The sequence below is a fragment of the Photorhabdus kleinii genome (assembly GCF_025384885.1).
GTDB classification, from domain to species: Bacteria; Pseudomonadota; Gammaproteobacteria; order Enterobacterales; family Enterobacteriaceae; genus Photorhabdus; species Photorhabdus kayaii.
The window spans coordinates 16,440-36,132 of record NZ_JAJAFY010000015.1; the positions used below are offsets into that span (position 1 = coordinate 16,440).

General features: G+C 39.7%; 15 protein-coding genes. 8 read left to right on the forward strand and 7 right to left on the reverse strand.

The window, feature by feature from the left end; all coding sequences use genetic code 11:
- Nucleotides 1-50 precede the first annotated feature (50 nt).
- Together LG003_RS09740 and LG003_RS09745 are read left to right on the forward strand one after the other, a co-directional pair.
- Nucleotides 51-2,618, forward strand: a complete 2,568-nt coding sequence (locus LG003_RS09740) for an aminotransferase class III-fold pyridoxal phosphate-dependent enzyme (protein ID WP_262980619.1) — start codon at nucleotides 51-53, stop codon at nucleotides 2,616-2,618.
- Entirely contained in the window at nucleotides 2,602-3,639 is a 1,038-nt protein-coding gene (locus LG003_RS09745; RefSeq protein WP_262980620.1) for a DUF2156 domain-containing protein, read from the forward strand. Before LG003_RS09740 ends, LG003_RS09745 begins: the two co-directional genes overlap by 17 nt.
- 212 nt (nucleotides 3,640-3,851) lie before the next feature.
- On the opposite strand, the gene LG003_RS09750 is transcribed toward LG003_RS09745, so the two are convergent.
- The 5 genes from LG003_RS09750 to lysC form a co-directional block, all read right to left on the reverse strand.
- Nucleotides 3,852-5,315, reverse strand: a complete 1,464-nt coding sequence (locus LG003_RS09750; protein ID WP_262980621.1) for an AMP-binding protein — start codon at nucleotides 5,313-5,315, stop codon at nucleotides 3,852-3,854.
- On the reverse strand, nucleotides 5,312-6,436 hold the full coding sequence (locus LG003_RS09755) for an MBOAT family O-acyltransferase (protein ID WP_262980622.1): 1,125 nt from the start codon (nucleotides 6,434-6,436) through the stop codon (nucleotides 5,312-5,314). The genes LG003_RS09750 and LG003_RS09755 overlap by 4 nt, the downstream gene beginning before the upstream one ends.
- A 144-nt stretch (nucleotides 6,437-6,580) precedes the next feature.
- Nucleotides 6,581-7,783, reverse strand: coding sequence for a D-alanyl-lipoteichoic acid biosynthesis protein DltD (locus LG003_RS09760; RefSeq protein ID WP_262980623.1), 1,203 nt, complete (start codon nucleotides 7,781-7,783; stop codon nucleotides 6,581-6,583).
- On the reverse strand, nucleotides 7,780-8,004 hold the full coding sequence (locus tag LG003_RS09765; protein WP_262980624.1) for an acyl carrier protein: 225 nt from the start codon (nucleotides 8,002-8,004) through the stop codon (nucleotides 7,780-7,782). The genes LG003_RS09760 and LG003_RS09765 overlap by 4 nt, the downstream gene beginning before the upstream one ends.
- A 716-nt stretch (nucleotides 8,005-8,720) precedes the next feature.
- Nucleotides 8,721-10,100 (reverse strand): lysine-sensitive aspartokinase 3, encoded by a 1,380-nt coding sequence (lysC, locus tag LG003_RS09770; RefSeq protein ID WP_262980625.1) that lies wholly within the window; start codon nucleotides 10,098-10,100, stop codon nucleotides 8,721-8,723.
- Nucleotides 10,101-10,399: 299 nt separating this feature from the next.
- Between lysC and pgi the strand changes: the two genes are divergently transcribed.
- The 3 genes from pgi (at nucleotide 10,400) to ubiA (ending at nucleotide 13,755) form a co-directional block, all read left to right on the forward strand.
- Nucleotides 10,400-12,046 carry a glucose-6-phosphate isomerase gene (gene pgi / locus LG003_RS09775; protein ID WP_112877387.1) on the forward strand — a complete coding sequence of 549 codons (1,647 nt, stop codon included), beginning with the start codon at nucleotides 10,400-10,402 and terminating at the stop codon, nucleotides 12,044-12,046.
- Nucleotides 12,047-12,359: 313 nt separating this feature from the next.
- Complete coding sequence (gene ubiC, locus LG003_RS09780) at nucleotides 12,360-12,866, forward strand: chorismate lyase (protein ID WP_262980626.1); 507 nt, start codon at nucleotides 12,360-12,362, stop codon at nucleotides 12,864-12,866.
- Nucleotides 12,867-12,900: 34 nt separating this feature from the next.
- Nucleotides 12,901-13,755, forward strand: coding sequence for a 4-hydroxybenzoate octaprenyltransferase (ubiA, locus tag LG003_RS09785; protein ID WP_262980627.1), 855 nt, complete (start codon nucleotides 12,901-12,903; stop codon nucleotides 13,753-13,755).
- Nucleotides 13,756-13,807: 52 nt separating this feature from the next.
- Here ubiA and plsB read toward each other — a convergent pair whose 3' ends face one another.
- On the reverse strand, nucleotides 13,808-16,264 hold the full coding sequence (gene plsB, locus LG003_RS09790; protein ID WP_262980628.1) for a glycerol-3-phosphate 1-O-acyltransferase PlsB: 2,457 nt from the start codon (nucleotides 16,262-16,264) through the stop codon (nucleotides 13,808-13,810).
- Nucleotides 16,265-16,393: 129 nt separating this feature from the next.
- Here plsB and LG003_RS09795 point away from each other — a divergent pair, with 129 nt between their 5' ends.
- On the forward strand, nucleotides 16,394-16,765 hold the full coding sequence (locus tag LG003_RS09795; RefSeq protein WP_112877394.1) for a diacylglycerol kinase: 372 nt from the start codon (nucleotides 16,394-16,396) through the stop codon (nucleotides 16,763-16,765).
- A gap of 119 nt (nucleotides 16,766-16,884) precedes the next feature.
- Entirely contained in the window at nucleotides 16,885-17,490 is a 606-nt protein-coding gene (gene lexA / locus LG003_RS09800; RefSeq protein WP_112877396.1) for a transcriptional repressor LexA, read from the forward strand.
- A gap of 284 nt (nucleotides 17,491-17,774) precedes the next feature.
- Here the strand turns inward: lexA and zur are convergent, their stop codons facing one another.
- Nucleotides 17,775-18,287: a zinc uptake transcriptional repressor Zur gene (gene zur / locus LG003_RS09805; RefSeq protein ID WP_112877398.1), complete on the reverse strand. Its 513-nt coding sequence runs from the start codon at nucleotides 18,285-18,287 to the stop codon at nucleotides 17,775-17,777.
- A 219-nt stretch (nucleotides 18,288-18,506) separates the two neighbouring features.
- Between zur and LG003_RS09810 the strand changes: the two genes are divergently transcribed.
- Nucleotides 18,507-19,649 (forward strand): DUF1266 domain-containing protein, encoded by a 1,143-nt coding sequence (locus tag LG003_RS09810; RefSeq protein ID WP_262980656.1) that lies wholly within the window; start codon nucleotides 18,507-18,509, stop codon nucleotides 19,647-19,649.
- The last annotated feature ends 44 nt before the right edge of the window (nucleotides 19,650-19,693 follow it).

The following is a 19,693-nucleotide window of genomic DNA, read 5'->3' on the forward strand; positions in this document are numbered from 1 at the left end:
CCATGCTGTTTACAGCATGACTTTGTGCACCTAAAAAAAGAGAGAAAACTATGTTTGTTAATCAATATCGTGAGAGTTTATTGAATTCTGTGGGCCTTGAATTGGATATCAAGTCTGCTCAAGATAACCAGCTTACATTATCGGATGGCCGGGTTGTTAAGGATTTTTTGGCTCAATATGGTGCTCTGCCATTTGGACATAATCCTGATTTCGCTATCGCTGAAATTGACAGATTCACTAAAGATAAAGAGCCTATCTTCTTTCAGCCCAATATTCACAAAAAGGTACGGCTATTGGCTGAAATGCTTGCAGAGCAAATAGATAAGGAAAAATATACCCACTGTACTTTTACTAACAGTGGTGCTGAAACAGTAGAAGCTGCGATTAAATTTACCCGTCTGTTTACTGGCAGAAAGCGTATTCTGAGCTTGCATCGCAGTTTTCACGGAAAAACCTATTCGGCATTATCCGCTACGGGATCAAATCGATTTAAAGCCGATTTCATTTACGATGATAAATTATATGAGCAGGTTGATAGCGAAGATTTAAATGAAATAAAAAGAAAGCTGGAGAGCCGGGAATTTGCTGCATTTATCATTGAACCGGTGCAAGGAGAAGGTGGAATGAAAGTGATTCCACCAGATACGTTGTCCAGTATTTTGGCACTGTGTAAAGACAATGGCACATTGTCAGTATTTGACGAAGTTCAGACGGGTATCGGTAGGCTCGGGGCATTTTGCGCGGCCACGCTCTATGCTTTGAAACCGGATGTTATCCTGTTTTCTAAAGCGCTGGGGGCAGGTATCTCGCCGATTGGTGCGATGTTGTATTCAGATGAGCTTTATTTATCCGAGTTCGACAGGAAACATAGCTCCACTTTTGCCAATAACGTTCTAGCCGCAACGATGGGGATTGCTGTTATCGAGCATCTGACTAAAGATGATGGTAAGGCGTTAACCCATATTCAAGAAGTCAGCCGTTATGTTGATGAATGTCTTGAACAATTGTCTGCTAAACACCCGGAGCATTTTTACTGGCAAGGGGCTGGGTTGATGCGTGGTCTTGAAATACAGGACAGCAAAGCGGCTTCCAACATATTTATCAATTTCAGTCAAAGAAGCGGGGGCCTGGCTTATATCATTTGTAGTTTCTTGTTGAAACATTATGGTCTTTTCACCATGCCGTTAATGTCTCGTCCTTGTTCTGTACGTTTTGAGCCACCGCTTAACGTTTCCAAAGAGGATATTAAGACGTTTTTCACGGCTTTTGATGAGATATGTCAACTGGTTGAGAATGGACGATATGACATTCTTTTTTCACACTTGATAGACATACCGGTTGCGGAGCTTCCACCCGCTTCGGTGAGTTATCCCATTTCAAAAAATAACAACTTGGCCCAGATTAAAGCGCCTATCCCTGGATTGATTGAGGGTAAGAAATTCGCTTTCTTGATTCATACCACTTCGGTCAATGAGCTCGCTCATTCTTATTGCTTGTCAATAAAGGAGAATTACACGCTGGAGCAGCAGAAACAGCTCGGTAATTGGATCACGCAGGTTTCCTCGATTGATTTTAATCCGGATATCGCGGTTGAGTTTGGTGTCGAGAGTTCAACGGCATATGCCAATGGCATGCTCCTTTTCTCCCCCATCAGTCCCGAAGATATGATGGCATTGTCGGCGAAAGAACGGGTGGTATTGATGAAGGAATATCTTGATGTGGCAGAGAAAAATGGCGCTGAAATTGTTGGCTTAGGTGCTTATACCTCGGTTATTACTAATGGTGGTAATAGCTTGGTGAATAATCGGCAGGGTCGGATATTGACTAATGGCAACTCTCTGACGGCGGTGGCGGTGATTGAGGGGATACGCTCAATGTTGACTGAGAATGCATCCCGGCAAACATTGGCGGTAGTGGGCGCCAGAGGCTCCGTAGGCAGGCTTTCAGTCATTGGTTTAGCTCATAACTTTGGCCGGATTATCTTGGTTAGCCGCCCCAATAAAGCACGCGTATTGCTCTCTGAACTGACCAAGGCGCTTCTCTCCGCAGTGTTAAGGACTCATGATGTTATCCAGCCAGATTCGGTCATGGATAAGATGAGAAAATGGCTTGTTAAACAAAATCCGGGGGTGACAGATGCACAAATATTACATCAGCAAGTTCTTGAAGTTGTTGGTACCTTTGGTTTGGAAGCGATAGAGAGTTATGAACATTCTTTGAGTCAGGCTGATTTTATTGTTTCGGCAACGAGTGAAGGTAAGCCTTTCTTGAATACACATTACTTAAAAGATTCTGCCATCGTTTTTGATGCGGCCAGACCTTTCGATTTCATTCGTGATGGCAACCGTCAAATTTACGAGGGGGGATTGGTCTATCAGCCTGAGAAAGTGGCTTATAGCGATTGCAACGTGATCGATGTACCTGCGGGGGTAAATCTCGCCTGTTTATCAGAAACTATCGCTGTAGCGCTTGAAGGGGTAAGTGTTCATCAAAGCATCGGTAAATCTATTGATTATAATGATGCATTGGCGATTCGGGATATTGCGAGGAAGCATGGGTTCATCCCTGTCCAGTATTCCCGAAATAATCAAGGTGAGCGTTATGAGCATGTTGCTTGATGCTCCCCAGATTATTGCTACCGGGAACGCTCAAGATGTTCTTGGCAACAGTCATCTTAGAAAAGTGCTTTGCTATGCAAAGCACCCGTTGAGTAGCCTGTTGTTCAATAGTGAAACATATTGGTTTACTAATCAAAAGGGGGCTATTGGTTTCTTTCAGGACAAAAATCTGCATATGTGTGTAGGCGGTATTTTGGCTCCTGGCGAAGAACGAGCTGCACTTTTGCACTCTTTTCTCAACTTCACCAGAGAAAAGCGGGCTTTCCCGGTTTTTCTGCACGGTGATGAGAGCGATTTTGTGTTGTTGAAAAATAATGGTTTTTCTGTGAACCAGCTTGGCGCGAGTTATTCATTGAGCCTTGATGGATATGATATGAAAGGCAAACGGTTTCAGCAGCTTAGAAATAAAATCAGTAAATCCAGAAGAGCGGGGGTTTCCATTCGAGAGATCTGCTCGCAAGAGGAATATTATCGATTTAAACCACAACTAGAACATATTAATCAGCTTTGGCTGAAAGAAAAACACGCGAAGGCCCTGAAAAAATTGGTGATTGATTTCAATACGGTGGAAGTGAGTTCAGGCCAGCACAGAGTCTATATTGCAACACAGGGAGAACAAATTCAGGCATATATTGTTTATAGCTACACTTGGGGGGAGACATCGGGATGGTTTCATAATCTATCTCGAAAAAAACCGGATATACCCGACGGCACTATGCAATTTATTAATGAAACCGCGATTAATGACTTCCTGAAAGAGGGCGTAGTTTCCTACCTTCATTTGGGCTTCACGCCTTTGGTGGAGTTCGGCGAGGAAGGATACTTCAATGACTCGGCAATCTTTTATAAAGTTGCCAAATGGTTGTCATCAAAAGGTGGCATTGTTTATCCTGCTGCTTCTCAACGTCAATATAAAATGAGTTGGCGTCCGTCGTTAATTGAACCGGAATATATTGCTTTCCCCAGAGGAAAGGCCATGAAAGCATTATGGTCAACATTGCGAACGACTAATAGTATCTAAATTATAGAAAGTCTTCTTTTAATGTTGGGCAACAGGTGATCAGTGGGGGATGAGAATACTGAGCTGATCACCTGTCATAGTTAATATCTCTTGATTATTGATATATTTTCTATGGTGAACCTATTTTTACTGAGCATATATATTTAAAATTATTTCTTTCTTTATAGGTTGTTTATACCTTATTTTTCTTTCTATTTTCGGATTTCCGTTAATTATTTTATAATTTCACATTCATTATTATTATATATTGACAGTAAAGATTTTGTATCAACTTTACTGTTATTTGTAATTGGAAAATTATCAATATTGATGAATTCACTAGGTATCATATAAGAAGGTAAACTGTTTTTAAGCAGGTTAACTAAATTTTCCTTATCAAGGATTGTATTGAATTTACAAAAAGCAACCAAACGTACAATAGAGCCATCTTCTTTTTTTAATGGTAAAACGACAGCACTATCGACAATCGGAAGGTTCATCAGCCTTTCTTCAATTTCATGTAGCTCAATGCGATAGCCATTTAGTTTTATTTGGTTATCTTTCCTACCAAAGCAATACCAGATATTGTCAATTAATTTGCCGATATCTCCAGTTCGGAAACTTCTCGTTCCATGTTGATCAATGGTCAATCTATTATTATCTTCCGTTTTGGCTCCAATATATTTTCTCATAACATGAGAGCCAGAGATGACAATTTCGTCGTTTTCTAATGTTAGAGTAGAACCTGATCTTGACTCTCCAATTGGCAATAATTCCATATCAGAATGGAGATATTGATCATTAATTTCAATTAATGTTGTTGCTACAGTAGCTTCTGTAGGACCATAAGTGTTATAGATAATGGCAGATGGAAATCTTTTCCTTAAATGTTTAACGAGGTTTTTACTTAGAATTTCACCACAAAATAGGAAATGTTTTAGATTTTTTAAAAAGGAATAATTAAAATTTTGCGATAGCAATTGCTTATAGGAAAAAGAGGGTGTGGAAACCCATACCGTTGGCTGATAATGATTTAAAATTTGATAGAATTTTTCAGAATCAGTCGTTGTTTCTTGAGAAATGCAAATACATGTACCACCGTATACCAATGTGCCAAATGTTTCATACATGGATAAATCAAAATTAAATAGCGCTTGATTCATGAAAACAGGTTTTTCACCAAGCTTGAAATCATTGTACATCCATCGCATAAGATCATAAACGCTTTCACGTCCAATGACTACGCCTTTAGGTTTTCCTGTGCTACCGGATGTGAACATGATATAGGCAACATTATCTTCATCAAACTCAATATAATCAACGTTTGTTGTTTTGAATTGATTGTTAATCACATCGTAGTAATAAGGAGTGTTGGATAGTGATGCAATTTCTAATAAGCGTTGTATTGGATAAATTATATCGATTGGAATAAATGGGATCTTATAGGTTATACATGCATAAATTGAAACTAAAAAATTAGCTTCTTTGTGTCCGTATAAGATCAAAGGGGTGTTGCGATTTAAATTTAATTCTAAATATTTGGAATGCCATTTTTTAATCTCATGATATAAATCACGCCAATATATGACTTGATCTGAACCCACTATGGCGGGATTGTTTGGATGAGAAGGCGATATTATTTTATCGTTGATTAATAAATCAAAATTTGATTCGCTATATTCGTCAAGATATTTCATTTTATAAAACTGTATCCACTAAATATATATAAAGAAAAACAAATTAAAGTTAACGTTGTCAGTCTGCCAAAGAAAGAGATGATCTTTGTATTTAGGATATTAGCGATATTTTCTTTATCTCTGGTGTAATTAATTAAGCAGTTATGCATTACTGAGTAAGAACCAAATAAAGCACCACTTATAATGTAATTAAGTTCTAGTCCATTCCAAATACCCATACAAAATAATGTGATAAAAATACTGATATTCTGGGCAAAAAGTCTATGATGTTTGAAAAAGTCTTTTTCCATTAGCATCTTATATAATGGCATAAAGATGACGTCTCTTAACCATTCAGATAAACTAATATGAAATCTACGCCAAAAGTCCTGTGGATTTTTGGCTAAAATTGGATAATGAAAATTAATAGGTAAGTTTATTCCAAATAGCTTGCCGGCTCCACAAGCCATATTGGTATAACCTGCAAAGTCAAAATATAAGTAAAAACTATAACTTATAGCAACTACTAAGTATGATTCAATAGTGTCTTTATTAATATAGTCAGATAAAAATACGTTATAGATAATGGCGGCGAATAAAAATTTCTGAACTACACCATATAATATTTGTCCAGCACCGGCAAACCATTTTTCTAAAGAGACTGGCACTTGTAATTCAAGTAAATCACGTTTGAAGCTGTTCCATCTATACATAGGGCCAGCCAGCCAAACTAATGGTAAGAATAAATAAGCAAAATATTCATAAATTACTATTTTCTGTTGCTTGCTAGAGAATAAAATGACATCAATAGCCCTAAATGTAAAAAAGGATAAACCGATAACACTGAGTAGATGACTAAATTCCAAATTTAATTTAACTAAAAATAAAGGTGAAATTATTAGCAGAGAAGATACTAATTTATTAATTATATTCTTTTTGAAAATTAAAGTTATTAAATAGAAATAAACAGATAATGCTATAGGTATATAAATTTTATATCTAAAAATAATACACCAGCAAATAATAGAAAGTACACTTAATGCAATTTTAGGATTTATTTTTTTATTAAAAAATAGAAAAAATAAAGAAAAAACAATTGAGGCTGAAAATAGATAAATGAAAAAATTAAAATTTGCAAACATGTCTTTTTATGCCTTTTCTATTCTAAAATTTCTGATATTCATATTTTACTTTAACTTCACTGCTACCATTGACGATAGAATCAGAATGATAAAATAAGGTAAGCATTAGAAAAAGATATAATAAAAAAGCCTTTATAAAATATTTCATTTCGCAAAATGTTCCACAATAGCTTTATCAGTTAATAACCAACCATATTCCCCCATATGCATAATATCCGTTAATACTCCTGGCTGATATTGCTCTTCAATAAGATTTAAATATCCCATACCATGAGATTTTATTTTCTCTGATATAATATTTTCAACGGGTTTAAAATCGTTTGTATCTGTGTATACATAAGGGTTTAATGGCTGCATAATAAACAGAGCATCGACATTATATTTCGCTAATAAATTCAATATATTGTCAAAGGCGTTCATTTCTTTACTGTAATTGATGCCATTAGGAAATGCTTTTTTACTTTTTTTATCTTTTACATATTTTTCATAGTATTTTTTATTTACCCATTGCGTCTCCTTGCTCATATTGTTAAGTTCAATATTTTTAGCATCATTAGCTAGATCTAGCCATTGAACTTCGGTATTGGCAATTTTAAATTGTTTTTTCATTAAAGGATCTTTATGAAGGACATAAATATTGTCAGCTTTAATTTTATGATTGTCGGTTATTATATTTTTGATGTTTATTCTTGCCTCTGCTATATAGTTTAAAACATTTGCAACTGATGACACTATTATATTGTCTTTATGAATCAACTTTAATTGGGTAGCGTTTAAATTTTCAAAGTTATCTTTGTTTTCATTGAGATAGCTAGAAAATATATTTTTTGCATTTTCATCATTTGCGAGTTTATTTGCGATATAGGATGGAAAGTGAGAATAGTATGCTTGTGGTAACAAGTCTGTTTTTTCAAACCATCCTGGCGACAGAATAATGGCTATTCTGCTATCTTTATTTAAATATTCTTGATAAGCTGATAAATAACCGTAAATTGCTAATAATTCAAAATGTGCTTTACCAATACCTATTGTGGGAATATTTAAATTTTTTGTTAAGAAATTATATGGAATGAATTGATGCGCTCTATTTGTTAATTCAGAAGATCCAAATAAAATGACATGATTATTTTTAAATCCATATTCAAGTGATTTTTCTTTTGAGAAATCAATAGCATTGTGTTGATCTGTAATCGTAGGTATATAATTATTCGATTTATTATCGTCTTTAATATATTTGTATTCTACTATTTTCGAAGTGAAATTATTAATAAATAATATAATAGATGAAAAAATAATTGCTGCGAATAATAACGCCGCGATATTAATGGATATCTTTTTTAACATCATTTTAAGTTGTTTAAATAGTGGATAATTGACTCAGGGGTTTCGAGAATAGATTCAGCATCAGTTGCTGATATGTAGCAATCGAATTCCTCTTGTAATGCCAGGATGAGATCGACTGTAGTAATTGAATCTATTAAATTTTGCTTCAAAAGTTCATCATCTAACTCAATATTTTTTCTGGCAATTTTGTTGACTATCGATAATACTTGCTGTTCAAGTTCCATATATTATCCTTTTATACCCGTCATCTTTCAAGTTGCCTCTTTGTTGGCTGCACTCGCTCACCCCGGTCACATAGTTATCTATGCTCCCAGGGATTCACTCCCTTGCCGTCGCGATGCATCTTGAAATCCATAGGGTATATACCAAGATTGTATTTGTATGATTTGTTTATAATAGATACTGCTTGATGGCTAGAAAAAATAATAGCTACCGCACAAGCTAAAGTATATTTGCTTGCTAATATAACTGTTATTCCTTCAGTTCATTTGATTGATTTTACATATGTTATTCAACAGTATGGAATATCAATACCTTAGTTTTAATCGTGATGCATACTAATTGATAGTCCTTTTTTTATCAAGATAATATGATTGTTCTGCGTACAATTTTCTAATAAGTGAGAAAATAATATTTTGTTAAAAAATATCCTATGATTTACTATCCCTCAATATAATTAAATATGTAATTAAAAATGTTAACTAATTCACACTAGAATTTTCAGCAGAAAGCTATTTAAAAATAAATAGTAAAATCAAAAGAAAATTTTTATGATTTTGCCAGCATGAAGTAAAAATAATAATGAAGAAAGCGGGAGTCTCGCTATTATGAAAAACAGATATTCCTACACAATGAATTTGTAAGTCAAATAATGGACTTATCGTAATATCCCCCTCAGCCTTTTAACTGAGAAGGATATCAAGTACCTGAAAAACTATACTTATTCAAACAAACGCTGATGAAGCGTTTGAACAATTTGTTCTGCATCTTTGCCTTGAACAAGCAAACACAGGTTATGGTTACTGGCACCATGACTGATCATACGAAGATTGAATCTTTCCAGCACACTAAAAACCTTTTTTCCTAATCCATTGGTTTGAGAAAGCTGATTACCAATAATTGCCACCAGCGCCAGATCTTCTTCCACTTCAACCCGACACAGCGTCGAAAGCTCCGTCATCAGTGCATTGGTCAGCAGGCTGCCATTTGTGCTAGTGGAGCCAGTGGTGTCGAGTGTTAATGCCACATTAACTTCGGAGGTGGTGATCAAATCCACTGAAATATTATGACGTGACAGAATGGTAAATATTTCAGCCAAAAATCCCTGTGCGTGGAGCATTTTCAGGCTGTGTAGTGTCAATAACGTCTGTTTCTGGCGCAGGGTAATAGCGCGGAACTGTGGTGGGGCTTCTGTGGTATCACAAACCAGCGTACCGCCGGCCTGTGGTTTTTTGCTAGAGCCGACAAATACTGGAATGCCACAGCGAATAGCAGGAAACAGTGTTGCCGGATGTAGGATTTTGGCGCCAAATGTTGCCATCTCCGCCGCTTCATCAAAGGCAATCTTATCAATTCGTTGGGCAGTTGGAACGACTCGCGGGTCAGTGGTATAAATGCCCGGAACATCTGTCCAGATATCAACGCGTTTCAGGCCAAGGGCTTCTCCCAAGAGTGCTGCAGTATAATCGCTGCCACCGCGCCCCAGTGTAGTGGTACGGCCGTTCTCTTCACGACCAATAAAACCTTGGGTGACAACCAGGCTATTTTTCAGATGTGGTAAGAGATGTTCCGTTGCCAACGATTGAAGTTGTTCATGGTTTGGTTCTGCACGGCCAAAACTATCGTCGGTATACATCACTTTGCGTATATCAAACCATTCGGCATTTTTCCCTCGCTGGCGAAGCAATTCGGTAAACAATCGTGTGGACATCAGTTCACCGTGGCTGACTAATTCATCTGTCAGAGCCGCAGAGGTTGCCAGAGATGCGGCTTTAGCAAGGGTTTTAATATTTTCCAGTAGACGATCAATCTCTTGACGAATCGTATCGGATTCATGCAAACGATCAATAATTGCGTATTGAATGGAGTGGATCTGTTTCAAGTAGTCAGCCCGCTTATCTGCATCGCAGCCTTCCGCTAATGTAACTAATAAGTTTGTTATACCGGCAGAAGCAGACAGCACAACCACACGTACTGCTTTATTTGCCAGTACGATATCTGCACTGTTATTCATGGCATCGAAATTTGCCACGCTGGTACCACCAAATTTTGCGACTACATGCCCGCCAATTTCTGGGCATTGGGATGAAACAGCACTCATTGCGATAACCTTCTGTTAACTGGATAGTCTTTTAGAAATATCGGGTTAACGGGTTTGAGTCAACGGAGTGAAGAGTGACATCAATATCTTTCATGACGCGATGAGAATCATAAAATAAATTGAGGATAGTAGAGAGAGGTGATTGTTTTTTGTACGCCCCGGTAGATGGAACTAGAAAAACTTAATCGTTTTGACCAATATCAGCGATTAAAGGAAAAGAGGCTCGAATCACAGAATTACAGGTTACAATCTTTCTTTAACTCCCAATTAATTACAGTCAGTTGATAGAGAGCATAGCTATGAAAAATATCAATCCTAGTCAAACCTCAGCTTGGAAAGCGTTAGAACAACATTTTGCGCAGATAAAGGATATTCACCTACGTGAATTGTTTGAACAGGAGCCAAATCGTTTTGCTAAGTTCTCAGCGACATTCGATGACCAGATCCTGGTAGATTTTTCAAAAAATCGCATCACAACGGAGACATTAGAAAAATTACAGGCACTTGCTAAAGAGACGGATGTTGCCGGGGCGATTCGCGGTATGTTTTCGGGTGAGAAAATTAACCGTACGGAAGATCGCGCTGTACTGCATATTGCGCTACGTAATCGTAGCAATACCCCGATTGTGGTTGATGGGGAAGATGTTATGCAGCAGGTCAACGCGGTGTTGGCAAAAATGAAAGATTTCAGTGAACGCGTAATTAATGGCGAATGGAAAGGTTATACCGGTAGGGTGATTACTGATGTTGTGAATATCGGTATCGGTGGTTCAGATCTTGGCCCTTATATGGTGACGGAAGCGCTGAAACCTTATAAGAATCACTTGAATATGCATTTTGTTTCTAATGTTGATGGAACCCATATTGCGGAAACCTTGAAAGTACTTAACCCGGAAACGACGCTGTTTCTCATTGCTTCCAAGACGTTCACTACTCAGGAAACGATGACCAATGCTCACTCTGCCCGTGACTGGTTCTTAAAAAGTGCGGGTGATGAAGGACATATTGCAAAGCATTTTGCGGCGCTTTCCACAAATGGACAGGAAGTTAAGCAATTTGGTATTGATACCAAAAATATGTTTGAGTTTTGGGATTGGGTTGGTGGCCGTTATTCGTTGTGGTCAGCGATTGGTTTGTCTATTGCACTCTCTGTTGGGTTTGAAAATTTTGAACAATTGCTTAGTGGTGCACATGCAATGGATCAGCATGTTGCCAATACCCCATTTGAGCAGAATATTCCTGTATTGCTGGCGTTAATTGGTATTTGGTACAACAATTTCTTTGGCGCAGAAACTGAAGCGATTCTGCCATACGATCAGTACATGCATCGCTTTGCTGCCTATTTTCAGCAAGGCAATATGGAATCCAATGGTAAATATGTCGATCGCAATGGTCATCCAGTGGATTACCAAACCGGCCCAATCATCTGGGGAGAACCTGGAACAAATGGTCAGCACGCGTTTTATCAGCTTATCCATCAGGGAACTAAACTGATCCCTTGCGATTTTATTGCGCCAGCCATCAGCCATAACCCATTGAGTGACCATCACAGCAAATTGTTATCTAACTTTTTTGCTCAGACAGAAGCATTAGCCTTTGGTAAATCTCGTGAGCAGGTGGATGCTGAATTTGTCGCCAGTGGTAAAACGGCGGTTGAAGTTGAACATGTTGCACCATTTAAAGTGTTTGAAGGAAATCGCCCGACTAATTCTATTCTGTTACGTGAAATGACCCCATTTAGCTTGGGGGTGTTGATTGCTATGTATGAACACAAAATATTTGTGCAAGGGGCGATTCTCAACATCTTTACTTTTGACCAGTGGGGAGTTGAATTGGGTAAACAATTGGCTAACCGTATTTTGCCAGAACTTAAGGATGATAATAGGGTTGTCAGCCACGATAGTTCAACAAATGGGTTGATTAATCATTTTAAAGCATGGCGTTAGTCACTTATTCTGAGTTAGAAAGTTAATTGATATGAGCGAATTATGTTCATCATAATTCGCTTATTTTTGGTCAACAATATTTATATACCTAATAGATTTCGAGTTGCAGCGAGGCGGCAAGTGAACGAATCCCCAGGAGCATAGATAACTATGTGACTGGGGTGAGTGAAAGTAGCCAACAAAGCAGCAGCTTGAAAGATGAAGGGTATAGAATTTGTTATAACTTTTTATTCTGTATACCTGCAACGTGGTATTCTCTGCGGTTATCAATTGTACTGTCGGATGAAAGAAATTTGTCCTAATGGAAAAGCGTATGTCAACTGACTCAATATTAACAACGGTGCCTATTCAGTGGCTTTCGGTGGATTCGCCCGTTTTGCCTGATGAGGTTTTAGACTGGTTGATGGAGTTGGGCTCAATGACCCGCCGTTTTGAGCAATACTGCAACTGTGTTCGTATCATACCATTCAGAGAATGTTTTATTACCGAGGAACAACTTTCTGATGAAAATGAGTGTTTGCTAACGGGTCAAAGATATTGGCTGCGTGAGATCGTACTGTGCGGTGATAATATCCCTTGGCTATTGGGGCGGACGTTAATCCCTGAAGCAACATTAACCGGTCCTGATGAAAGTTTGGTTGATTTAGGAACAGTCCCACTGGGGCGATATCTTTTTAGTGGTAATAAATTGACGCGGGACTATATTCATGTAGGGCAGCAGGGGAACCGTTGGGCAAGACGATCATTGCTGAGGTTATCAGGCAAGCCATTATTATTAACCGAAGTCTTTTTACCTGAATCACCTGTGTATAAAAGGTAAAATTTAAAAGGGGGAAACAGAAGTGGCGGGAAGTATGGCGCAAAGTAAATGGCAGGCCTATTGCCGTTTAGTGCGCATTGATAAACCTATAGGTGCATTATTGTTGTTGTGGCCGACTTTCTGGGCTTTATGGATAGCTGGGAAAGGGATTCCAGATATGCACATATTATTGGTCTTTACTGCCGGTGTGTTTCTGATGCGTGCGGCAGGGTGTGCAATCAATGATTTTGCTGACAGAAAATTTGATGGTTATGTTGAACGCACAAAAACACGTCCCCTGCCGAGTGGTGCTATTAGTGAGAAAGAGAGCAAGATCCTATTTGTCGTACTGGCGCTGGTTTCTTTCGGGTTGGTGCTGACCCTGAATAAAATGGCTATCTGGTTGTCAGTCGTTGGGTTGGCTCTGGCTTGGCTTTACCCCTTTGTTAAACGGTTTAGTCATCTTCCTCAGTTTGTACTGGGGGCCGCTTACGGTTGGGCTGTTCCTATGGGATTTGCGGCAGTTAGTGAGTCCTTACCACTAGAGTGTTGGTTGTTATTCCTGGTTAATATCTTCTGGTCGGTTATTTATGATACACAGTATGCGATGGTCGATCGAAATGATGATCTAAAAATTGGCGTGAAGTCCACCGCCATTCTGTTTGGTCGTTTCGACAAGTTGATTATTGGGTTATTGCAACTCGCTATGTTACTGGTGCTGGTGCTGGTGGGTTATATGATGAATCTGGGCGGTATCTACTATTGGTCACTGTTGCTTGCGGGCACTTTATTTATTTATCAGCAGAAACTGATCGCTGGTCGGGAAAGAGAGCTTTGTTTCCAGGCATTCCTCAATAATAACTACGTTGGTCTGGTACTATTCCTTGGCATCTTCTTCAGCTATGTCTGAAACATCTGGTGATAATGTGAATAACAACCATTATCACCAGTATTTAAGAAGATTATCCTTCCTTAGCACTCTCGTCGGTATCGTTATGCTCTGGCGGCAGACTGACGCTCTCGATAGTAAGACGAATCTCAGGTGACATCAGTTCACCTAATACCTGATACAGCTCTTGGGTATTTGCTGTAATCGCATTACCACTGTCACTGATATAACCTTCTTCACGTAGTGTATGGACTGACGTAGTAAATACCGCCTTATCAAAGAATTCAGGTGCGTTGATGCCATGCAATACCGACAAACGTTGCGCTAACATCCGACTCTCTTTTTCCAGCACTCCCCGACTGATTACTGGATTGGCGTTCAGTAAAGAGAGTGTGATGGCGTAACGTTGCAGTGTTTCACGGATGCCCGCTGCCAGCAATTGCAGGGGGCGGATACGTGCTGGATTAAGTACCAGCATGCCATGCTCCTTGTTACAGATAAGGCACTGGCGGGTCAGTTCGTTGATCAGCGTATTAACCACTTCTGGCAGCTCTGTTTTGCTATAACGCATAAATAGCTCGGCTTTAAGGAGTGGATAAATGATCGCGACCTGGCTTAACAGCGCTTCGCGGCTGATACGGCGATGATGAATAACGATGCAGGCAATCAGTGATGGCAGTACTAATAGATGTTGAATATTGTTGCGGTAGTAGGTCATCAAAACTGCACGATCACGTGGCAGAATGATAATGTCACCCATACTGTCTTTGTCTACCTCGAACTTATCCATTTGCAGAGCGTGTTCTAGCAACTCCTCCGCGGTTTTCTTTGGTACGGTGACATCAGCAGCGTAGGGTGCATTGTGCATGAGCTGTATATAACAATCCAGTTGCTCAAGCAGTTGCTCACGAGTAAGTGCTCGCTGACGTGACGAAAGCAGGGCAGTTGAACACAAATTAATTGCGTTAGCCGCCGCTGTGTTGTTGATGTTTACCATAATCTTCTCAGACAGTTGACTGACTGTCGGATTGAACCATTCGGGGCGATGGAATTCTATTGGATCAATAGAATCGCGCCAGCTAGGAACATGGTTGTTAAGGTATTGGATCAACGGGATGGGTTCGCCAAAGTTGACGTAGCCTTGCCCCAGATTACGAAGTTTGCGCAAACCACGTATCATCTGGAAAAAGCCCTCTTTCTCTTTGGTTGCACCACGCAGCTCTTTGGCATAGGTGGCAACTTCCATCACATGCTCGTAGCCGATATAAATCGGAATAATGGTAATTGGGCGTGATTCTCCTCTCAACAGCGCCTGTAACGTCATGGACAGCGTACCCGTTTTGGGATCGAGTAAGCGACCTGTCCTGGAGCGACCGCCTTCCATAAAGTATTCAACAGAATAACCTCGGGCAAATAACTCACCTAGATATTCCCGGAATATCGTGGCGTAGAGCTTATTACCCTTAAATGTGCGGCGGATAAAAAATGCACCAAGGCGGCGGAATATTGGCCCTGCTGGCCAAAAATTTAGGTTGATGCCAGCGGCAATATGGGGCGGTACCAAGCCCTGATGGTAGAGCACGTAGGAGAGCAGCAAATAATCCATGTGGCTACGGTGGCAGGGCGCATAAACCAGTTCGTGACCATCCTGTGCCAGACGGCGGATGCGTTCAGCATTGTGAACATTGATCCCTTGATACAGACGGTTCCAAGTCCAACCCAGTACACGGCCTGACAGCCGTAACGTTTCATAAGAGAAATTCGCAGCAATCTCTTCCATCATGTTAATGGCATTCTGTCGGGCTTTCTCATGTGAGATTTTCTTGGTACGGGCCTCATCAGAGACTGACTTTTCTATTGCTTTTGAAGCCAGCAATTTGTTAAACAGCTCTTGCCGAACCGGCAGGCGTGGGCCAACGGCTGCTAAGCGTTGACGTGAATAGTGCATTCGTGCCACACGAGCCAGCTTATGGGCAATAGTCTTGTCAGTACCATGCTCAGTTGCCATATAGCGTAGAGATACTGTGTTTGAAAAGCGCACAAAACTATCTCGGCCTAGCCAGAGAATGGCAAAGAATTTTTGGATACCATTGAGTAGCCGCAAATGTGGTGTGCTCTGCCCTTCGCGCCCGGGGGAACGGCCGAACATGACAGAAACTGGCAGCATTTGAATGTCCAGATTGGGATTATTGCGATGCAGATCCAGATAAGCATGGAAAATTTTTACGGATTCCTGCTTTGGTGCACAATAGCGGAATACACGTGGACCATTATCGATAAATACATAGCTGGGAAGTTCAGTGTCACCAATCTCCAGTAAATTTAATGGGTCCGGCAGATCCTGCTCAAGACATTGCTGACGTAATGCCAGTAAGTCTGCTTTGGAGTGATACGGTAGCACGTACAGAATCGGGCGTGTCGTATCGAGCCGCAATTCAGTAATCGGATCTGTAGGAATAAGTTTGCTCTTTACCAGTATTTTTAGTGGTAAATTCAATAATTTATAATATATTTTACGCCAACTTGACATAAATATCTTGAAGCCTCTTGTTAGCAACACGTTGCCAGCATATCAGAAACGGGTGTTGAGATCTGTTGTGTTAAGACAATAATAAGAGTGGAAAGTGTCAAATAACCTCATATTTGGTGTGAATAATTTATGGCGAATCAATCCAAGGGCTTGACCCGTATCATTAAAGCAATCGTATATTCGGTGAAGGGTATTAGGGCGACATGGCAAAATGAAGCGGCTTTCCGTCAGGAAATAATTTTAGCGATATTGGCTATGATGGTTGCATTTTATCTGGATATCGGCGCTATTGAACGCATTTTACTGATTGGTTCAGTGATGCTGGTGTTGATTATGGAAATCCTGAATAGTGCTATTGAAGCAGTTGTTGACCGTATTGGCAGTGAGTTCCATGAATTGTCCGGTCGGGCGAAAGATATGGGATCGGCGGCTGTCTTTCTGACAATGATGCTGTCGTTAATTGTCTGGGGGACCATCCTTTGGCGCTATTTTATGGTCTGATTTGGTTTAATAATTAGGTATTATATTATAATTGGCTAATTTTCTGCCTTAGTAGGTTCCCAATCGTTATTTAGCTGTATATACTTACATATTGACTGTATAAACAAACAGGGGACGAAATGAAAGCACTTACCGCAAGGCAGCAGCAAGTTTATGACTTGGTGCGTGACCATATTTCGCAAACAGGTATGCCGCCAACGCGTGCTGAAATTGCAGCACGTCTTGGCTTTCGTTCGCCTAACGCGGCTGAAGAGCATTTAAAAGCATTGGCTCGTAAAGGGGTGATAGAGATTGTTGCAGGGGCATCTAGGGGAATCCGTTTGCTGTTGGAAGAATCTGGTTTACCGTTAATTGGCCGTGTAGCCGCAGGTGAACCACTGTTAGCACAGGAGCATATTGAAAGTCATTATCAGGTTGATCCTGCATTGTTTAAGCCAAGTGCAGATTTCCTGTTGCGGGTCAGCGGAATGTCTATGAAAGATGTTGGGATTATGGATGGTGATCTGCTGGCTGTGCATAAAACACAAGATGTTCGTAATGGGCAGATTATTGTTGCCCGCATTGAAGATGAAGTGACGGTAAAACGTTTTAAACAGACTGGAAATAAAGTTGAATTGTTGGCAGAAAACCCAGAATTTAAGCCAATTGTGGTGGATTTGCGTGAGCAGAGCCTGACAATTGAAGGATTGGCGGTTGGGGTGATTCGTAACGCCAACTGGTCCTGATAGTAAAATATCAAATTGTTGTTTTTGGAATTGTTAAAGAATTGCAATATTCCGGCAGAATCATGTTGTTGAATTTATCGTTGTGATTATCTTAAACGTGATTCTGCGGTTGTTTATTTCAGTCTGACTCTGTACCAAAAGTAAGTATCTACTTACTATACCTCATGAATTTCAAGATGCTTCGCGACGGCAAGGGAGCGAATCCCCGGGAGCATAGCGAACGATGTGACCGGGGTGAATGAGTGCAGCCAACAAAGAGGCAACTTGAAAGATAACGGATATATCTATTTCTTTTTACTTCCTTCAATTCTGTGGTCATGCTGGCATTCATCTCGTTTAATACAGGATTCGATCTCTTCACAAGGTGAACATAAGCCATGCGCTTCGATGATGGTATGGCGTAAACTGAACCCGGCTGTTTTTGCTAACTGTTGGATGGCGGATTCAACGGTTCCACCATCTCGCTCTGTAACAGAACCACAACGGTCACAAATAAACATTGCTGAAGTGTGGCTTGGCTGTTCAATATGGTGACATAGGACATAACTGTTGGTGGATTCTATTTTATGAATAAACCCCTGTTCCAACAGAAATTCCAGTGCCCGATATACGGTAGGCGGTTTGGCCTGTGGTTCTGCTTCCCGTAGCAAATCCAGTAAATCATAAGCACTGATTGCCCCGGGTTGCTCTGAAATGAGACGCAGAACCTCAAGCCGCTGCGGAGTAAAGCGGACTCCACGAGCCTGGCAAATAACTTCGGCCTGTTCCAGTAACTTTTTTTGATTAATCAGTTTCATTACGCCTCTTACAACCAGTACGATGATAATATTGTGATGTTATCATGTTTCTTCAATAGAAAATATTATCCAGAAAAGTTCATTGTGATTGTCCCCTGATGGAGTTAATTTGGCTAAATTGGTACTCAGTAGCAAAAATAATGTTTTCTTGAAGTTTATGATAATACAGACAAGAATTATCGTATATGACAGATAATTTTCGGAAAGGAAGCATTTGTGATGAAAGAGCTTTTACAAAATCAGCCTCATTATAGACAGTTCCCCGTTAAAGGCTATCAGGTAATGAGGCATATTATCTCTGAAAAAAGAAAGTTGCCTTTTCTAAGTGCATTATATGCGTTGATTAATATTTTATTTGTAATGGCAGTATGTACGGGTATTGTATTATCTGTAGCAATTGTTTTATTTATAATAGGTAATGTATCTGTCCCTGATACGGACTATTTACTTCTGGCACAAGTAGGCGGTATAGCATTATTTGGCGTAATGTTACTCTCGGTTATTATTTATCGCATTGTTAAGCGCCCAGAATGGGAACAACGGCGTTATTATCAACAAGCAGGTTTATCTCTTTTACCAGAAGATAAGCGTCAGGTATTACGACTAAATATTGTTAGTGACTATTGGCTAGGTTTTTGGAGTGAAACTCTAGAGCATTATCCTCTACAGTCACGGGTTGCCCATGATAGCTATCGTTACTGTCTGCTTCCATTATCTCCGACTCAGGAACATCAATCCCAACTATACAGCGACTGGGGAATTATTGATGAAGAAGGGTATATGAAAATGCTAACAGGTTTGTGGGAGGGGGTACATTCAAAACATTTTGCTATTGATGCTGCTCTTAGTGATGGGAAAATGTTTAAAGTGCTTGCCAAATTAGTTGAAGTAACACCTGACTATATTCATAAATGTGTCAAACCTATTAATAAACGCCCTCCGGCATTAGTGTGGGGATTTGATTTGTGGCTTGCAATTGTTTTAAGTCGTAACTGTTTTTGTGCCGGTTATATCAGTGAAGAAGTAGCATGGAAAAATATGCTGAAAACTGCTGATTATATTTATGAAATCTTCGGTAGTTTTGATGAGTTTTATACAAATTTTCGGCTAGGCAATGCTTACTGGAGTAATGATTTTGATCGGTCTAAAGAGCGGCTGGAACAATTTAATTATTATAAGTCACATTGTGACTGGCCAATTGCTAGTTTGCCGTGGCCTGAACCAAAAGGCGTTATTATGGAAAGGCAGATGATGACAGGTTTTTCTGCATTAGTAGAAGATGTTTTACGCAGTAACATGGAAGAACAACAAAGTTATGAATTTGATATTACTGAGCTGTCAGCGTCTCGTGTACTCCATTAATATTTACATGAAACATTTCCCCTTGAAGAACATTTCAAGGGGAA